Raw genomic sequence first — 15,498 nt, forward strand, 5'->3', positions numbered from 1 at the left:
TCAGGGTTCTTCCTCCGTGAGGTCCGGCCTCTGCGCTGACTGCTGTCTTTCACTTCTCGCGTGGCTGCGGATCCTGATTCCTGTGCGCCGCCGGCTGCGCGGCGTCGGGGGCGGACGGGGGCGTCGACTGGGTGGACTGGCCCGCATCACGGCCGAGCTCTCCGGGTTCGGTCGTCTTCTCATCCTTGTCGTCGCGCAGGTCCTTGACCTCGGACTTGAAGATCTTCAGCGACTGACCGAGGCTCCTGGCGAGCATCGGCAGCTTGGGCGCACCGAAGATGAGGATGATGACGATGACCACCACGGCGATATGCATGGGGCTTAAGTTCATGAGAGCTCCTTGGCTTGTGTTTGCTCGAGGCGATTCTACTCTGTGCGGCTGAGCCTTTCATCCGACTCACCAGTGCGCTCAGCCGAGTCGGCGCCTCGCTGCGGCGACCGCATCGGCGGCATCGATGTCCGCGATGACGTCGGCGTGGCCCAGCAGGAAGCGGCTGAGCCAGTCGAGCGAGTGGACGGTGAAGCGCACCGCGACGCTGCCGTCGCCGCCTGCGTCGTAGACCCGTTCGTTCACGTCGATTTCATCGGCGAGCCACGCTCCCTCGGCGCGCAGCGTCATCGTCACCTCCTGCGGGGCCGGTGCGGGGGCGCCGGTGCCAATCGGCGGGTGGCTCGTCTCGGCGAAGCGGCGGATCCGTGAGAGCGCGAAGCGCCTGGGCGCCTGGGCCGAATAGCACCACGCATCGAGGTACCAGTCGGCGCCGGGAACGAGCCGGGTCGGGGCGATCGTCCGCGTCGTGAGTTCGTCGCGGGAGGCGACGTAGTAGTCGATCTCGACGGCCGCGCTGGCGTCGATGAAGCCCTTGAGCGCGCTCATCAGCTCCGCATCGGCGGGCACCGGGCTGACGTCGACGGGGGTGTGGAGGTTCTCCCCCGCGGCGAGACGCAGCTTCGCCGCCGCCGTGCGCACCGCCTCGGCGTCGAGGCCGGGCAGGGCGTCGAGGAGTTCGAGGGCGAGGACGAGGAGGCCCGCCTCCTCCGCGCTCAGACGCACGGGGACGGAGACCTCCTCGGCGTTGGAGATGAAGATCTTCCCGCCGTCCCACGTCGCATCGATGAGGTCGTCGGGCATGTGCCCGGGTCGGCCGGTGACGAAGAGGAGCTCGAGGTCGTCGATGAGGGTCGCCGAGTCGATGCCGAAGTAGGCGGCCGTCTCCTCGAGGTCGGCGCCGGGATGGGCGTCGAGGTAGGGCACGAGGCTGAGCAGCCGGGTGAGGCGTTCACGCGCTGAGGACACTGCGACCTCCCAGCCGATCGAGGGCCTCGGCGATGACCTCGCGTCGTCGGTCGACGGCGCGCGCGAGCTCGTCGGGCCCGACGACACGCACGGCGTCACCGTAGCCGACGATCTCCGCGGCCAGGGTCTGGGCATCGGAGTACTCGACGACATGGTGCTCCCCATCGGTGCGCACGGACCGCCGCCGCAGCGGATCGGCGCGGTGGGCGGCGATGTCGAGGACCGCCTCGGTGACGACGGCCATCTCCATGCTCGCATTGAGCGAGACCTGGGGCACGAAGTCGGCGGGGATTGAGTAGTCGCCGGGTTCACGGCCGCCGAGTCTGGCAAGCTTCCCCTCGATCCGGGTCAGCCGGAATGTCCGCTCGGCCCCGCGGTCGAGGTCGTTGCCGACGAGGTAGACCCGGTCGCCGCGGCTGAGCAGGGCGTAGGGTTCGAGCCGCACCTTCCGCGCGCTCTGTCCGGGCTTGTGGTACTTGAACCCGATCGCCTCGCGGGCGTTGATGTGGTGGAGCGCGGTGGCGAAGTTCGCATTCCCCAGCTTGCTCGCCGCCCCGGGCCCGAAGCCGAGCCCGGGCACGTCGTCGCTGAGCTCGAGGCCGAGCGCCCGCAGCTTCGTCAGCGCCTGCGCACTCGAGGCGCCGAGTTCGGTGTCCGACCAGAAGCGGGCGGCCACCGCCACCGCCGCCGCCTCGGACGGGGTGAGGTCGACGTCGCCCATCGCGTAGTCGTCGGTCGAGATGCGGTACCCGGTCTCCCCGACATCGGAGTAGGCATCGTGCTCGGCGCGGGTGGCGATCGTGATGCCCATGTGCCGCAGCAGCTCCTTGTCACGGGAGAACTTGCGATCGAAGACGACGTCGTCGAGCCCGGCGTAGCCGTCGATCGCGGTCATGAGCGTCTTCCGGGACACCCAGCCGCGGGCGGCGCGCAGGGCGATGAGCAGGTTCATCAGCCGCTCGGTCTGCTGTCGCTGCCGGTTGGGTCGTTGAGTGTTCACAGACTCCACCGTAACGCAGAACCACGGCCGGGAAGCACCGCGCGGGATAGGGTTGGGGCATGATCCATTGGCGCACAGGCACCGTCACAGCCATCCGTTCCACCCGTCCCGGCCTCACCGAGGTCACCGCCGAACTCGAGACGCCCCTGCCGGGCACCGACATCGCCGAGATCAAGGCGATCGCGTACACCGACGCCGTCGGTGAGCCCGAGGTCGGCGACACCGTCCTTCTCAACGTCTCCGCGCTCGCCAAGCGTCTGGGCACCGGCGGCTTCGGGCTCGTCGTCGCCCTCCCCGACCGTCTGCCGGCCGATCCCCCGCCGGGGCCCGGCCACCTCGTCAAGGACCGCTATTCGCCGCTCCAGACGATGGTCCTCGGCGTCGACGATCAGGAGTCCGAGCACCACGGGGTCCTCGCCGCGGCGGAATCGCTGGCAGGCATGCCCGTCCTCGTCGCCGACCTCCATTCGGCGCTGCCGGCGATCGTCGCGGGCATCCGGGCGGTCGATGAGGATCTCAGGGTCGCCTACGTCCTCAGCGACGGCGCCGCGCTGCCTGCGGCCTTCTCGCAGGCCGTCGCCGGGCTCAAGGAGGCAGGATGGATCGCCGGCAGCGTGAGCACGGGACAGTCGTGGGGAGCCGACCTCGAGGCAGTGACGGTCCACACCGGCCTGCTCGCGGCCAAGCACGTCCTCGGCGCCGACATCGCCGTCGTCGCCCAGGGACCGGGCAACCTCGGCACCGGGACGAAGTACGGGTTCTCCGGGCTCGTCGCCGGTGAGCACCTCAACGCCGCGGCCCTCCTCGGCGGGGTGCCGGTCGGGGTGCTGCGGATGTCGAACGCCGACGCCCGCGGCCGGCACTTCGGGATCTCCCACCACACGCTGACCTCGCTCGCCGAGGTGGCTCGGCCCGGCGTCCGCGTCCCTGTACCCGACTTCACGACGCTGACCGAGGCCGAACGCGCCGAGATGGACCCTGAGCCCGGGGTCATCGCCGAGACGGTCGCCGCGCAGCTGCCGCAGCTTCGCGGCCACGAGCGCATCGACGTCGACCTCACCGGTCTGTGGCCCGCACTCCAGGCCTCTCCGGTGGGCCTGTCGACGATGGGACGCAGACTGCCCGCCGATGCGGCAGCGTTCCTCGCTGCCGCCGCGGCGGGCAGGTATGCGGCCGGGCTCGTCTAGCCCGCGCCGGTCGGCTGAGCTGAGCGCTCAGCGCAGCGTCGGTCTCAGCGCACGCCTTCGAGGTCGCACACGAAGATGAGGCTCTCACCGGGCTTGATGACGCCGCCGGCGCCCTGGTCGCCGTAGGCGAGGTGCGGCGGGATCTGCAGGGTGCGGCGACCGCCGACCTTCATCCCCTGGATGCCCTGGTCCCAGCCGGCGATGACCATGCCGGAGCCGAGCCGGAACTCGAGCGGGGCGCCCCGGTTGTACGAGGCGTCGAACTCCTCGCCAGTCGAATGGGCGACGCCGACGTAGTTGACGCTCACGGTGTCGCCGGCCTTCGCCTCGGGGCCGTCGCCGATGATGTCATCGACGATGACGAGCTCGGTCGGGGCGTCGCCGCCGGGGAAGTCGACGACGGGCTTCTGCTTGCTCATGGGTGTCTCCTTCTGGGTGGTCCTGTCAGCGATCCGGGATCGGATCGCCGGCCTCTCAGCCCTGTGCCGAGAGGATGTCGATGACGAAGACGAGGGTCGCGTTGCCGGGGATCTTCGGCGGGCTGCCCTGCTCTCCGTAGCCCTTGTCCGGCGGGATGACGAGCACGATCTGGCTGCCGACCTTGGCCCCGACGAGGCCTTCGTTCCAGCCTTGGATGACGTTGGCCTCGCCGACGGGATCGACGGCGAACGGCTGTCCGCCCCCGCCCCAGTTCGAGTCGAAGGGCTGGGAGGCGTCGTCCCACAGCCAGCCGGAGTACTTCACGGCGACCTTCTGCCCCTTCTTCACCTCGGGGCCGGTGCCCTCGATGGTCGTGAAGGACTGCAGCTCGGCGGGCGGTTCGCCCTCGGGCTGGGTGATCTTCGGCGTGCCGTCGTCCTCCCAGCTCACAGTGAGCGGGTTGCCCGCCTGGTCGGCCTTCTTCCCTTCCGCGCGGGTGAGCGGCTTCGTCGTGTCCTCGACGTCGATGACGTAGACGAGCGTCTGGCTCGGCTGTCCCTGCTGGGGGCTGCCGTTGAGCGTCATGAGCACGCGGGAACCGACAGGGACGCCTTCGAGGGCGTTGAACAGCTCCTCGGAGATCTGGGCCGTGTCCATCGGGAAGCCCGCCGGGGACTTCGAGTCGTAGCTCGACTCGACGACGTCTCCGGTGGTCCCGGACACGAGCGTCATCTGCGCGGTGACCTGCTCGCCGTCGGCGACGGGTTTGCCGTCGCCCTCGCTGAGCACCTTGGACTCGGTCTTCTCGACGACGAGTGGTGCCTCGAAGCTCACCGTCGGCTTCTCCCCGGGCTTGCCCTCGACGGTGATGTCGTCGAGGCTCGTCGACTTCGCGTCCTGCGCGGGCACCGATGCGGGGGCGCTGGCACCGCCGTCCTCGGGTTCGCTCTGCCCGCAGGCCGAGAGCAGCAGCACGGCTGCGGCGATGGCACTGAGCACTCTGGTGCGCACGTGGTTCCTTTCGTTCGAACTTCTCCAGCGTCGATCCTACAGGCCGGCGATGAGTGCCTCGGCCTGGGCATGCGTCGCGGAGAACGGGTCCTTGAGGGCGACCGCGCGCCCGGATTCGTCGTTGAGCCGCAGATGCACCCAGTCGACGGTGTAGTCGCGCCGGGCGTCGTGGGCGGCACGGATGAACGCGCCGCGGACCGCTGCCCGCGTCGTCTCGGGCGGTTCGTCCTTCGCCCGCGTGACCGCCTCCGCGGGGACGAGGCTCTTCGCCAGTCCCGCCGCCTCGAGCCTGGGGAAGAGCCCCGTGCCCGGGGTGATGTCGTGGTAGGCGATGTCGAGGCGCTGGATCTGCGCGTCGCCGATCCGGATCCCGCCGCGGGCCATCGCCCGGTCGATGAGCGCCTTCTTCATCACCCAGTCGATCTCCGTGTCGACGGACGAGAAGTCCTGGGTCTCGACGGCGCCGAGCATCCGCGTCCACAGGTCGATGACGTACGCGGCGAGGGCATCGTCGCCGAGGCTGTGGTCCCCGGTCTCAACGAGGTGGGCCGCCCGGTCACGATAGTCGCCGAGGAGTCCCAAGGGCGTCGTCACCGTCCCGTCGGTGCGCTCGAGCCGGGAACGGCCGGTGAGGTCGCGGGCGATGACCCGGATGTCGCGCACAGGGTGGCGCAGACCGTGGTCGGGGATCCGCGCCCCCTGCTCGATGAGGTCGAGCATGAGGACGGCGGAGCCGAGTTTGAGCGCCGAGGTGGCCGTCGACATCGAGGAGTCGCCGACGATGACGTGGAGCCTGCGGTACTTCTCCGCATCGGCGTGGGGTTCGTCGCGGGCGTTGATGATCGGCCGCGACCGGGTCGTCGCCGAGGACAGCCCCTCCCACATGACGTCGGAGCGAGCGGAGAGGCCGAAGGTGAGCTCGCCGCGGTCGGCGTCCTCATCGGGGCTGAGACTCGAGGTCCGCGGGATGATCGCGCCCGCCCCGACGAGGAGCTGCCGGGTGACGAGGAAGGGCAGGAGGACGGTGGTGAGCCGGTTGAAGTCGAGCCCGCGGCGGATGAGGAAGTTCTCGTGGGAGCCGTAGGAGTTGCCCGCGGCGTCCGTGTTGTTCTTGACCATGTGGATCCGCCCGGACAGGCCGTCGGTGTCCATGCTCGCCTGCGCCTTCTCAAGCAGGTCGATCATGTGGGCCTCCCCCGCCCGATCCTGGGCGAGGAGATCGCCGAGGCTGTCGCATTCGGCCGTTGCGTACTCCGGGTGGGAGCCGACGTCGAGGTAGAGGCGCGACCCGTTGGGCAGGAAGACGTTCGACGAACGTCCCCATTCGACGACGGGGCGGAAGAGGTACCGGGCGATCTCCTCGGGACCGATGCGCGTGTGGTCCTCCCCCGGCGTGTGGGCGAGGCCGTACTCGGTCTCGAGTCCGTAGATCCGCGCCATCAGGCGCTCCGGAGCTCGGCGACCGCGGCGTCGGAGAGCCTGCGGAACTTCCGGTGCCCGGCGACCTCGCGGTCGAGGACGGCGGCTTCGAGGTCGTCGACGGCAAGCGGTCCCGTCGTCGTTGCGGCCAGCGCGTCGATGCCGAGCCCGAGGACCTCGGGCAGCGGCTTCCGGCTCGTGACCACTCCCCGCAGCCGCTCGGTGATCGCATCGGCCTGCCCGCCGATCGCCACGTGCTCGGTCTCGTCGATGACCGAACCGTCATAGGTGATCCGATAGAGCTGGTCGTCGGCCGGGGTGTGGCCGAGTTCGGCGACGACGAGTTCGACCTCGAAGGGCTTCGACTCGGTGGTGAAGACGCCGGCGAGCGTCTGCGCGTACGCGTTCGTCAGTCCCCTGGCGGTGACGTCGCTGCGGTCGTAGGAGTATCCGCGCAGGTCGGCGTAGCGGACGCCCGCCTGGCGCAGGGTCTCGAACTCGTTGTACTTGCCGACGGCGGCGAACCCGATGCGGTCATAGATCTCGGCGATCTTGTGCAGCGTCGGCGAGGGGTTCTCGGCGAGGAGGAGGATGCCCGTCTCGAAGCGGAGCACGACGACGGAGCGGCCGCGGGCGATGCCCTTGCGGGCGAAGTCCGCCCGATCCTTCATCAGCTGTTCGGGCGAGACGTAGAACGGGGCCTGGGTCATGACTGCGCCTTCCGCGTCCGCTCGGCGACCACCTCGGTGGCGGTGGCGAGCACCTGGGCTGCCGGGATCTGCGTGACCCCGGTGCCGAGTTCGACGGTGAAGACCGTCGGGGCGATGGCCCGGACGAAGTCGGGTCCTCCCGTCGCCGAGTCGTCGTCGGCGGCGTCGAAGAGCGCTTCGACGGCGACGGCGATCGCCGCTTCGGTCTCGAGCGCCGGTTCCCACAGCTTCTTCAGCGCTCCGCGGGCGAAGCCGGAGCCCGAGCCGATCGCATGGAAGCGGTGCTCCTCGTACTTGCCGCCGGTGACGTCGAAGCTGAAGATCTGCCCGTCGGGCCGGGACTCGTCGACGCCGGCGAACATCGGCACGACGGAGAGTCCCTGCATCGCCAGGCCGAGGTTGCCGCGCAGCATCGCGGCGAGCCGGTTGGCCTTGCCGCCGAGGGAGAGGCGCGCGTCCTCGATCTTCTCGTAGTGTTCGAGTTCGAGCTGGAAGAGCCGGATGAGGTCGAGGGCGACACCGGCGGTCCCGGCGATGCCGATGACCGAGAAGTCGTCGGCGGGCCGCACCTTCTCCATCGCATGGGAGGCGATGAGGTTGCCGATCGTCGCCCTCCGGTCACCGGCCATGAGGATGCCGGATGCGGTGCGGAAGCAGATGATCGTCGTGCCCTCGGGCACCTCCGCACCGTGGTCCGCGCCGTTCCACCGGGGCAGGGCCTCGGGGGCAAGGTCACGCAGGAGGTCGGTCAGGGAGTTGCTCGTCGAGGAGAGGTACGCAGGAGGAAACCCTGCCATCTCATTGCCCGCCCTTCTGGACGAAGTTGCGGACGAACTCCTCGGCGTTGGATTCGAGGACGCTGTCGATCTCGTCGAGGATCGAATCGACGTTCTCGGTGTTGATCTGCGCGGACACGGCCTGCGGCGGATCTTCCGGGGGCTCGTCCCCGCCGGCGGAGTGGTCCTTGTTGATCTGCTCGTTCGAACTCATCACAGCCTTCTCTCTTGCGTCTTCGCGCTCAGTCTAGTCACTCCGAGACGACGGAGCAGGGTGGGTGCGTCGTCGACTCCCGCCAGCCGCTCCTCGAGCAGCGCACGGGTGCCCTTGCGCGGTTCACTCATCGGCAGGCGCACAAGCCCGTATTCGCCAGCGTCGAGGACGAGGGAGTCCCAGCTCGCGGCGACGAGGGAGGCGGAGAACCGGGTGACCGCGAGCGAGCGGAGGTAGGCGCGGGTCCCCTCGGGCGGGGTGACGACGGCGGCTTCGACCTCGGCGTCCGTGGTCAGCCGCGTGATCCGCCCGGCCCTTTCGAGTTTGTGGAAGAGGCCCTTCTCGGGCCGGACGTCGTGGTACTGGACGTCGATGAGGCCGAGCTTCGGATGGTCCCACTCCAGGCCCTCCCGCTGCCGGTAGCCCTCGAGGAGGACCCATTTGGCGACCCAGTCGATCGAGTCGGCAAGCGACTTCGGGTCGGCGGCGAGCCCGTCGAGGAAGCGGCGCCATTCGGCGAGCACCTCGGCGGTCTCCGGGTCGTCGTCGGCGTGCTCGCTGCACGCGGCGAAGTAGAGCTCCTGGATCTCCAGGGCGCTCAGGCTGGTCCCGTCGGCAAGCGGCAGCCGTGCGCTCAGGGTGAGGTCCCTGCTGACGTCCCAGAGCGACTGGAGGGGGTCGGCGAGTTCGAGGCGGGGGGCGAGTCCCTGCTCGATGAGGCCGAGGACGAGCGCGGTGCTGCCGAAGCGGACGAGGGTGGCGGGTTCGGCCAGCGTGGCGTCGCCGATGATGACGTGGAGCCGGCGGTACTTCTCCGGGTCGGCGTGGGGTTCGTCACGGGTGTTGACGATGGGCCGGCGCAGGGTCGTCTCGAGCCCGACCTGGGCTTCGAAGAAGTCCGCGCGCGAGGAGATTCTGGTAGCCCGGCGTCTCCCCTTCGCGTCCGAGCCCGACCCGGCCGGAGCCGCAGAGGATCTGGCGGGTGACGAAGAACGGGATGAGTCCGGCGACGAGGTCGTCGAAGTCGACGGCGCGGTCGACGAGGTAGTTCTCGTGTGTGCCGTACGACGCGCCCTTCGAGTCGGTGTTGTTCTTGTAGAGATTGACCGGAGCGGCCGAGCGCTCGAGCCGGCGCACCGAGTCGAGGGCGACAAGATCGCCCGCGCGGTCGTAGGTGACGAGGTCGCGCGGGGTGAGCACCTCCGGGGAGGAGTACTCGGGGTGGGCGTGGTCGACGTAGTAGCGCGCGCCGTTCTCGGTGACGACGTTGGCCAGGTATTCGGCTTCGACCGCCTCGGCGGGCAGGTGCGTGAGCTGGGAGGCGTCGGCATCGGCGACGTTCATGAGGAACCCGCGGGCGTCGGCGAGCGGTGACTCGGTCTCGAAGTCCCAGAAGCTCTGCGAGGACTTCAGTCCTCGCGGGCCCGCATAGGCGTCGACGACACGCGCCGAGTCCCGCATCGGATTGGCCCCCGGATTGCCCGGCTGGCTCAGCCCGAACTCCGTCTCCGATCCCATCACCCGGTGCACGGTGACCATGTCCACTCCTCCAAACGTCTAGACTCGCCTACGTGGCAGCGAAGAAATCCCATCTCCCCATCGCCCTCGTCGTCGACCTCGTGCTCGTCGTCCTCTTCACCATCATCGGTCATTACACGCACTCCGGGAATCTCGATCCCCAGGGGCTGCTCACGACCGCGTGGCCGTTCCTCGCCGGTCTCGGCGTCGCGTGGGTGCTCACCGCCGTGTGGGACCGCCCCCTGTCCCCGCTCCACTCGGGCACCGGCATCTGGGCGATCACCGTCCTCGTCGGCCTCCTCCTGCGCGGTCTCACCGGGGCCGGCGGGGATCCCGGGTCGGTTCCGGTGAGCTTCATGGTCGTCGCCTCCGTCCTCAACCTCATCACCCTCGTCGGCTGGAGGATCATCGCCACCGCCGTCGCCGGGGGAAGCCGCACCCGCCGCTAGAACAGGACGCCAGCGACCGGGCGACCCGGTCAGAGCAGACGAGCGGCTCAGAGCAGGTCGGAGTCCGGCGTCGCCTCGGCGATCTCGGACTCGAGCGCCGGGGCTCCCCGGGTGGTGTCGAGGTGCATCATCCGCAGGTGCGTGACCCTCTCCCCCTTGCGCCCGGAGATCCGCGCCCACTCGTCGGGGTTCGTCGTGTTGGGCAGGTCCTCGTGCTCGCTGAACTCCTCGGCGATCGCCTCGGCGAAGTGCTCCGGATGGAGTCCGCGCTCCCCCGTCTCGAGCAGCGATTTGATCGCTCCCTTCTTCGCCCGGTCGACGATGTTGTGGATCATCGCCCCGGACGCGAAGTCGGAGAAGTGGAGGACCTCTCGGGACCCGTCGGCATAGGTCGCCTCGACGAACTCGTTCTCCGGAGTCGCGGCGTACATCCGCTCGACGCAGAAGTCGATGAGCGCGGTCACCGCAGGCTCCGGGCCGCCGTGTTCGGCGACGAGCGCGGGATGCAGCGGCAGCTCCGCGGTGAGGTACTTCCCGAAGATGTCGCGGGCGGCCTCGGCGTCCGGACGTTCGATGCGGATCTTCACATCGAGGCGACCGGGACGCAGGATCGCGGGATCGATGAGGTCCTCGCGGTTGGAGGCGCCGATGACGATGACGTTGTCGAGCTGTTCGACGCCGTCGATCTCGGTGAGCAGCTGCGGAACGATCGTCGTCTCGACGTCGGAGGACTTGCCCGTGCCGCGGGTGCGGAAGAGCGACTCCATCTCGTCGAAGAAGACGACGACCGGGAACCCGGCGGAGGCCTTCTCGCGGGCGCGGGCGAAGATCAGGCGCAGCTGCCGCTCCGTCTCACCGACGTACTTGTCGAGCAGCTCGGGGCCCTTGATGTTGAGGAAGTACGTCCGTCTGGCCTGCGCGGCCGTGGTCCTCTCCGCCAGCGAGTTCGCCACGGCCTTGGCGATGAGCGTCTTGCCGCAGCCGGGAGGACCGTAGAGGAGGATCCCCTTGGGCGGCTTGAGACCGTGCTCGGTGTAGAGCTGCGGATGTTCGAAGGGCAGTTCGACGGCGTCCTGGATCTGACCGATCTGGTCGGCGAGACCGCCGATGTCGGAGTACGTGATGTCCGGGACCTCTTCGAGCAGGAGCGAGGAGACCTCGGGCTTCTCGACGACCTCGAGCGCGTAGTGGGTGCGGGAGTCGACGACGACGGCATCGCCGAGGCGCAGGCCGGAGTCGATGAGCTCCTGGGTGAGCACGTAGACCTGCTCGTCATCACCCGGAGCGCCGACGAGGATGCGGGTGTCGTCGACGAACTCACGGACGGTGACGACGCTGCCGACCGCGGCGAAGTCCCCGGTGCCGATGATGACGAGGCCTTCGGAGAGGAGGACATCGGAGCCGGGGGTCAGGTGCTTCGCCTCGACCTCGGGTCCGACGGCCAGGCGCATGCGCCGGCCGCCGACGATGACGTCGCCGGTGAGTCCGTCGGATGCCAGCGCCACGAGGGTGCCCCAGCTGTTCGGCGGCTCGGTCAGCCGCCGGGCCTCCTCCTTGATCCTCCCGAGCTCCTCCCTGGCGGTGCGCAGGGTCGTCGAGAGGGCCTCATTGCGCTTGCCCGCACTGTAAAGCTGCTGGCGCAGCGAAGCGGTGTCCTCGCGCAGCTTCCTCACCTCAGGGGTGGACGTCTCGGTCATCGCTCCTCCTCCTTGTGCTCCAGTCGCCTGCCGGCCTCGCGCATCACCCGCCGCAGCTTCTTCCCCGTGGCCACCCGGGTGCCGATGGCCGTCTCCGTCACCTCGCCGCCGGTCCAGGCGTCGACGTCGGCGGGTGAGGCCGGCGCCCCCTGCGGGCGCTTCTTCTTCTCCAGTGGCGCACTGCCCGGGGCCATCCGGCGGGCGATGACGAGGAATCCGGTGTGGGCGATCATCCGATGGTCTGGGCGCACGGCGAGTCCGTCGACGTGCCAGCCGCGGACCATCGACTCCATCGCGTTGGGCTCGCTGAAGCACCCCGATGCACGCACGGCCTCGACGAAGCGCGAGAGCTGGGGGACGGTGGCGACATAGGCGACGACAGCGCCGCCCGGTGCCAGCGCCGTGCTCACGGACTCGAGCACCGTCCACGGGGTGAGCATGTCGAGGACGACGCGGTCGACGGTGCCGGGGGCGAACTCCTCGGGCAGCCGCTCGGCGAGATCGCCGACGGACACCGCCCAGTTCTCCGGTCGGCCATCGAAGAAGTCGGCGATGTTGCCCGCCGCGATCTCCGCGAACTCCTCCCTGAGCTCGAACGAGTGGACGCGGCCCTCCGGCCCGACGGCGCGCAGCAGGGCGATCGATAGGGCGCCTGAGCCGACGCCCGCCTCGACGACGGTGGCTCCCGGGCGGATGTCGCCGAGGGTGACGATGAGACCCGAATCCTTCGGGTAGACGACTGCGGCGCCGCGGGGCATCGAGAGGACGAAGTCCTCGTAGAAGGGACGGAAGACCTGGAAGTCGACTCCGCCCGAGTTCGTCACCACGATGCCCTCGGGACGGCCGATGATCTCGTCGTGGCCGATGAGGCCCTTGTGCGTGTGGAACACCTCGCCCGCGGCGAGCACGATGGTGTGCATCCGGCCCTTGGGATCGGTGAGCTGGATCTTCTCCCCCGCCCGGAGCACGGCTGCGGCGGGGATCGTCTCTGGCTGCGTCATGATGCTTCTACTCTACGCTGGTGAGGTGTGCCTTACGCACACCGGTTCAGGCTGCGAGAAGCTCGTCGAAGAACTCCTGCAGATCGATCACGCCGATGAGCGTGTTGCCGTCCATGACCAGGCAGAACTGCGCTTTGGGACGGTGGGTGAGGGACTCGAGGAGGTGCGGGGCGGTGATGTCCTTGGGCACCCCGATCCATCCGGCAAGGGGACGTGCCACGTCGCCGGCGGGGATCCGCGCCGAGGATTCGGCCAGTCGCCCTGCCGCGGCGTGGCGGTCGACGAGGCCGTAGGGCAGGCCCTTCTGGTCGAGGACGACGATGAGTGTGCGCTCCTTCGCGTTCCCCAGCGTGTTCGCGTAGTCGAGCGTGTCGGCGAGATCGGCGTCCCACGTCGCGGCGATCGCCGGCTGGATGACCTGGGAGAGGTCATAGGTCTCCATCTTCCGCGCCCGCTTGGCATGGGTGGCGGCATCGCCTGCGGAGAACCACAGCATGATCGCGATGAGCGACATCCACGCGACATTGAGCGGATCGGGCCGCTGACCGGCGAGCAGCGGGGTGATGACCGACCAGCCGATGAACCCGGCGGCGATGATCCGTCCCACCCAGCTCGCGACGATGGTGCCGAGGTACTGGGAACCGGTGATCCGCCACATCAGCGCCTGCAGCGCCCAGCCGCCGTCGAGCGGGATGCCCGGCAGCAGATTGATCGCGCCGAGGGCGACGTTGGCGAAGGTGACGGCGATGAGGAGCAGCCACGGCACCGAGGACGGGGTGACCGCGCTCAGGCACCACCAGCCGAGCAGGGCGAGGACGATGTTGACGATGGGGCCGACGATGGAGATGACGAAGCTCGTCATCGCCGCCTTGTCCCGCGGGTTGTCGACCTGGGGTTCGAAGCGGGTGAACCCGCCCCAGATGTTCAGCTCGATCGCTGCGACCTTCTGCCCGTAGAACTGCCCGGCCACGCCGTGGGCGAGCTCGTGGAGGAACACCGAGGCGAAGAGGAGAACGGCGTAGGCGAACGCCACCGCCCACGACCAGATGCCGAGGTCGGGGCGGACGGTGAGCACCCAGGGGGCGAAGAGGATGGTGATGACGATCGCCGCGAGGAACCACGACCAGGCCAGGATCACCGGGGCACCGAGGACGGTGCCGAGGCGCAGACCGGAGGAGGCACCGGTCTGGTGGTTCTTCACGGCCATCGCAGGACATCCTCAGATCGGTTGGGGTCGGGACTACTCAGCCTAACAGCGACAGGTGGCTTCACCATGTCAGACGCGTCGTGTCCGCTCAACTCGGCGCCCATGTCAGACCCCCTGGCTAGAGTGGTCCCATGGCCGAGCTCACCAGTCTCTCACCGTCCCGCGCGAACGACTTCGTCCAGTGCCCCCTGAAGTTCCGATTCCGCAGCATCGACAGACTCCCCGAACCGCCCTCACAGGCGGCATTCAAGGGCACGCTCGTCCATTCGGTGCTCGAGCAGCTCTTCGCCCTGCCCGCCGCCGACCGGACCGAGGAGGCGGCTGCGGCGATGCTCCGCCCGAGCTGGGAGGCGCTCATCGAGAAGCACCCCGACGTCCTCGAACTCTTCGCCCACGAGGGCGAGAGGGAGACGTTCCTCACATCGGCGCGTTCCCTCATCGGCGCGTACTTCACCCTCGAATTCCCCGAACACCTCGAACCGGAGTCGACGGAGAAGTACGTGACGACGACGCTCGACTCTGGGCTCGAGCTGCGCGGGTTCATCGACCGGGTCGACGTCGCCCCCGGCGGGGAGAAGCGACTCGTCGACTACAAGACGGGCAGACAGCCGAAACCGCAGTACGGACGGGAGGCGAAGTTCCAGATGGGCTTCTACGCCCTCGTCGAGTACCGGCTCACCGGCGAGCTGGTCCACACGCTCCAGCTCATGTACCTCGGTTCGCGCAGCGTCCTCAAGTCGCATCCGACGATGGCCGACATCGAGGGCAGCGAGTTCGAGATCGATGCGATCTGGAAGGACATCGTCGCCTCCGCCGAGTCCGACCGTTGGCGTCCGCGCAAGTCCCCGCTGTGCAACTGGTGCTCGTTCAAGCCGCTCTGCCCGGCGTGGGGCAATGAGGCTCCGCCGACCCCGGAGATCACGCGGATAGTCGGGATGTGACCGTGCGCAGGTCGTCGACGCCGCGTCCGGCCAGGCTCGGCCAGAGCGTCGTCCCCGGCGCCGGGTCGAGGTCGACGAGGTGCGGGATGCCGACGGCGATCGTCCCCGCCGCCTCCGCGCTGGCCAGGCCCGGACGGGAGTCCTCGAGAGCAACGCACTCGGACGGGTCGACCCCGAGCAGGGCGGCGCCTGCGAGGTAGGGCTCCGGGTCGGGTTTGCCGGCGGCCACGTCGTCGCCGGCGACGAGGCCTGCGAAGCTGCCGGGCGGGCACGCGGCGATGACCGCCTCGGCGAGGCTGCGGTAGGACATCGTCACCATCACGCACGGGATGCCCGCCTCCCGCAGCTCCTCGAGCAGCTCGAGGGCGCCGGGACGGAACGGCACGCTCCGGCGGATGCGCGCGATGACGCCGTCGAGCAGGGTCTCGACGATGACGGGGGCGGGCAGGTCGAGACCCGCGTCTCGCATCATCGATGCCGAGGTGAGGAGGTCGTTGCCGACGAACTCGAGTCCCTGCTCCTCGCTCCACGGCAGTCCGTGGGCGGCCATGAGCTCGGTCTCGGCCGCGATCCAGAAGGGCTCGGTGTCGACCAGGGTTCCGTCCATGTCCCAGAGGACTGCGGCAGGGTTCGTCATGGTTCCAGCGTAAT

Annotated in this window: 16 protein-coding genes and 1 pseudogene; 3 read left to right on the forward strand and 14 right to left on the reverse strand. The window is 69.2% G+C overall.

From position 1 onward, the window contains the following. Nucleotides 1–49: 49 nt before the first annotated feature. The 3 genes from tatA to AC0VYB_RS09950 form a co-directional block, all read right to left on the reverse strand. Nucleotides 50–331: a Sec-independent protein translocase subunit TatA gene (tatA, locus tag AC0VYB_RS09940; RefSeq protein WP_040341024.1), complete on the reverse strand. Its 282-nt coding sequence runs from the start codon at nucleotides 329–331 to the stop codon at nucleotides 50–52. A gap of 78 nt (nucleotides 332–409) precedes the next feature. Continuing rightward, nucleotides 410–1,297, reverse strand: a complete 888-nt coding sequence (locus AC0VYB_RS09945; protein ID WP_009375796.1) for a WYL domain-containing transcriptional regulator — start codon at nucleotides 1,295–1,297, stop codon at nucleotides 410–412. Further along, complete coding sequence (locus tag AC0VYB_RS09950; protein WP_475384683.1) at nucleotides 1,281–2,297, reverse strand: helix-turn-helix transcriptional regulator; 1,017 nt, start codon at nucleotides 2,295–2,297, stop codon at nucleotides 1,281–1,283. Before AC0VYB_RS09950 ends, AC0VYB_RS09945 begins: the two co-directional genes overlap by 17 nt. 59 nt (nucleotides 2,298–2,356) lie before the next feature. Here AC0VYB_RS09950 and AC0VYB_RS09955 point away from each other — a divergent pair, with 59 nt between their 5' ends. Further along, entirely contained in the window at nucleotides 2,357–3,484 is a 1,128-nt protein-coding gene (locus AC0VYB_RS09955; protein ID WP_131247653.1) for a DUF3866 family protein, read from the forward strand. 44 nt (nucleotides 3,485–3,528) lie between these two features. Here the strand turns inward: AC0VYB_RS09955 and AC0VYB_RS09960 are convergent, their stop codons facing one another. The 7 genes and pseudogenes from AC0VYB_RS09960 to dop all read right to left on the reverse strand — a co-directional run bounded on the left by AC0VYB_RS09960 (nucleotide 3,529) and on the right by dop (nucleotide 9,573). After that, entirely contained in the window at nucleotides 3,529–3,903 is a 375-nt protein-coding gene (locus tag AC0VYB_RS09960) for an FKBP-type peptidyl-prolyl cis-trans isomerase (protein WP_144587598.1), read from the reverse strand. Between the two features lie 55 nt (nucleotides 3,904–3,958). Further along, on the reverse strand, nucleotides 3,959–4,915 hold the full coding sequence (locus AC0VYB_RS09965; RefSeq protein ID WP_223289873.1) for an FKBP-type peptidyl-prolyl cis-trans isomerase: 957 nt from the start codon (nucleotides 4,913–4,915) through the stop codon (nucleotides 3,959–3,961). Nucleotides 4,916–4,951: 36 nt separating this feature from the next. Further along, nucleotides 4,952–6,355: a Pup--protein ligase gene (pafA, locus tag AC0VYB_RS09970; RefSeq protein WP_009375806.1), complete on the reverse strand. Its 1,404-nt coding sequence runs from the start codon at nucleotides 6,353–6,355 to the stop codon at nucleotides 4,952–4,954. Further along, nucleotides 6,355–7,044, reverse strand: coding sequence for a proteasome subunit alpha (gene prcA / locus AC0VYB_RS09975; protein ID WP_009375808.1), 690 nt, complete (start codon nucleotides 7,042–7,044; stop codon nucleotides 6,355–6,357). The genes pafA and prcA overlap by 1 nt, the downstream gene beginning before the upstream one ends. Continuing rightward, a complete protein-coding gene (gene prcB, locus AC0VYB_RS09980; protein ID WP_009375810.1) occupies nucleotides 7,041–7,841 on the reverse strand; it encodes a proteasome subunit beta in 801 nt (266 codons plus the stop codon). Before prcB ends, prcA begins: the two co-directional genes overlap by 4 nt. Before the next feature lies 1 nt (nucleotide 7,842). Next, nucleotides 7,843–8,034 (reverse strand): ubiquitin-like protein Pup, encoded by a 192-nt coding sequence (locus AC0VYB_RS09985; protein ID WP_009375812.1) that lies wholly within the window; start codon nucleotides 8,032–8,034, stop codon nucleotides 7,843–7,845. Continuing rightward, a pseudogene (gene dop, locus AC0VYB_RS09990) lies at nucleotides 8,034–9,573 on the reverse strand (depupylase/deamidase Dop). Before dop ends, AC0VYB_RS09985 begins: the two are co-directional and overlap by 1 nt. Nucleotides 9,574–9,605: 32 nt before the next feature. Between dop and AC0VYB_RS09995 the strand changes: the two are divergent. Continuing rightward, the gene (locus AC0VYB_RS09995) at nucleotides 9,606–10,001 is read left to right on the forward strand and encodes a DUF3054 domain-containing protein (RefSeq protein ID WP_009375819.1); all 396 of its coding nucleotides are present in this window, start codon (nucleotides 9,606–9,608) and stop codon (nucleotides 9,999–10,001) included. A gap of 47 nt (nucleotides 10,002–10,048) precedes the next feature. Here AC0VYB_RS09995 and arc read toward each other — a convergent pair whose 3' ends face one another. From arc to AC0VYB_RS10010, 3 genes are read right to left on the reverse strand one after another with little or no spacing between them, the layout of a single operon-like run. After that, entirely contained in the window at nucleotides 10,049–11,698 is a 1,650-nt protein-coding gene (gene arc, locus AC0VYB_RS10000; protein WP_009375821.1) for a proteasome ATPase, read from the reverse strand. Continuing rightward, entirely contained in the window at nucleotides 11,695–12,699 is a 1,005-nt protein-coding gene (locus AC0VYB_RS10005) for a tRNA (adenine-N1)-methyltransferase (protein ID WP_009375823.1), read from the reverse strand. The genes arc and AC0VYB_RS10005 overlap by 4 nt, the downstream gene beginning before the upstream one ends. 46 nt (nucleotides 12,700–12,745) lie before the next feature. Next, complete coding sequence (locus AC0VYB_RS10010; protein WP_009375825.1) at nucleotides 12,746–13,906, reverse strand: site-2 protease family protein; 1,161 nt, start codon at nucleotides 13,904–13,906, stop codon at nucleotides 12,746–12,748. Between the two features lie 131 nt (nucleotides 13,907–14,037). On the opposite strand from AC0VYB_RS10010, the gene AC0VYB_RS10015 reads away from it, so the two are divergent. Beyond that, nucleotides 14,038–14,847 carry a RecB family exonuclease gene (locus tag AC0VYB_RS10015; protein WP_009375827.1) on the forward strand — a complete coding sequence of 270 codons (810 nt, stop codon included), beginning with the start codon at nucleotides 14,038–14,040 and terminating at the stop codon, nucleotides 14,845–14,847. Here the strand turns inward: AC0VYB_RS10015 and AC0VYB_RS10020 are convergent. Beyond that, the gene (locus AC0VYB_RS10020; RefSeq protein ID WP_009375829.1) at nucleotides 14,825–15,484 is read right to left on the reverse strand and encodes an HAD family hydrolase; all 660 of its coding nucleotides are present in this window, start codon (nucleotides 15,482–15,484) and stop codon (nucleotides 14,825–14,827) included. The two genes, AC0VYB_RS10015 and AC0VYB_RS10020, sit on opposite strands and share 23 nt — an antisense overlap. Nucleotides 15,485–15,498: the final 14 nt, after the last annotated feature.

The sequence above is a fragment of the Brevibacterium sp. Z349TD_9 genome, from assembly GCF_056173565.1.

Bases quoted from the DNA above. Each gene is read 5' to 3' on its own strand.
- tatA (WP_040341024.1), bottom strand. From the start codon at position 331: ATGAACTTAAGCCCCATGCATATCGCCGTGGTGGTCATCGTCATCATC.
- AC0VYB_RS09955 (WP_131247653.1), top strand. From the start codon at position 2,357: ATGATCCATTGGCGCACAGGCACCGTCACAGCCATCCGTTCCACCCGT.
- AC0VYB_RS09960 (WP_144587598.1), bottom strand. From the start codon at position 3,903: ATGAGCAAGCAGAAGCCCGTCGTCGACTTCCCCGGCGGCGACGCCCCG.
- pafA (WP_009375806.1), bottom strand. From the start codon at position 6,355: ATGGCGCGGATCTACGGACTCGAGACCGAGTACGGCCTCGCCCACACG.
- prcA (WP_009375808.1), bottom strand. From the start codon at position 7,044: ATGACCCAGGCCCCGTTCTACGTCTCGCCCGAACAGCTGATGAAGGAT.
- prcB (WP_009375810.1), bottom strand. From the start codon at position 7,841: ATGGCAGGGTTTCCTCCTGCGTACCTCTCCTCGACGAGCAACTCCCTG.
- AC0VYB_RS09985 (WP_009375812.1), bottom strand. From the start codon at position 8,034: ATGAGTTCGAACGAGCAGATCAACAAGGACCACTCCGCCGGCGGGGAC.
- arc (WP_009375821.1), bottom strand. From the start codon at position 11,698: ATGACCGAGACGTCCACCCCTGAGGTGAGGAAGCTGCGCGAGGACACC.
- AC0VYB_RS10005 (WP_009375823.1), bottom strand. From the start codon at position 12,699: ATGACGCAGCCAGAGACGATCCCCGCCGCAGCCGTGCTCCGGGCGGGG.
- AC0VYB_RS10010 (WP_009375825.1), bottom strand. From the start codon at position 13,906: ATGGCCGTGAAGAACCACCAGACCGGTGCCTCCTCCGGTCTGCGCCTC.
- AC0VYB_RS10015 (WP_009375827.1), top strand. From the start codon at position 14,038: ATGGCCGAGCTCACCAGTCTCTCACCGTCCCGCGCGAACGACTTCGTC.
- AC0VYB_RS10020 (WP_009375829.1), bottom strand. From the start codon at position 15,484: ATGACGAACCCTGCCGCAGTCCTCTGGGACATGGACGGAACCCTGGTC.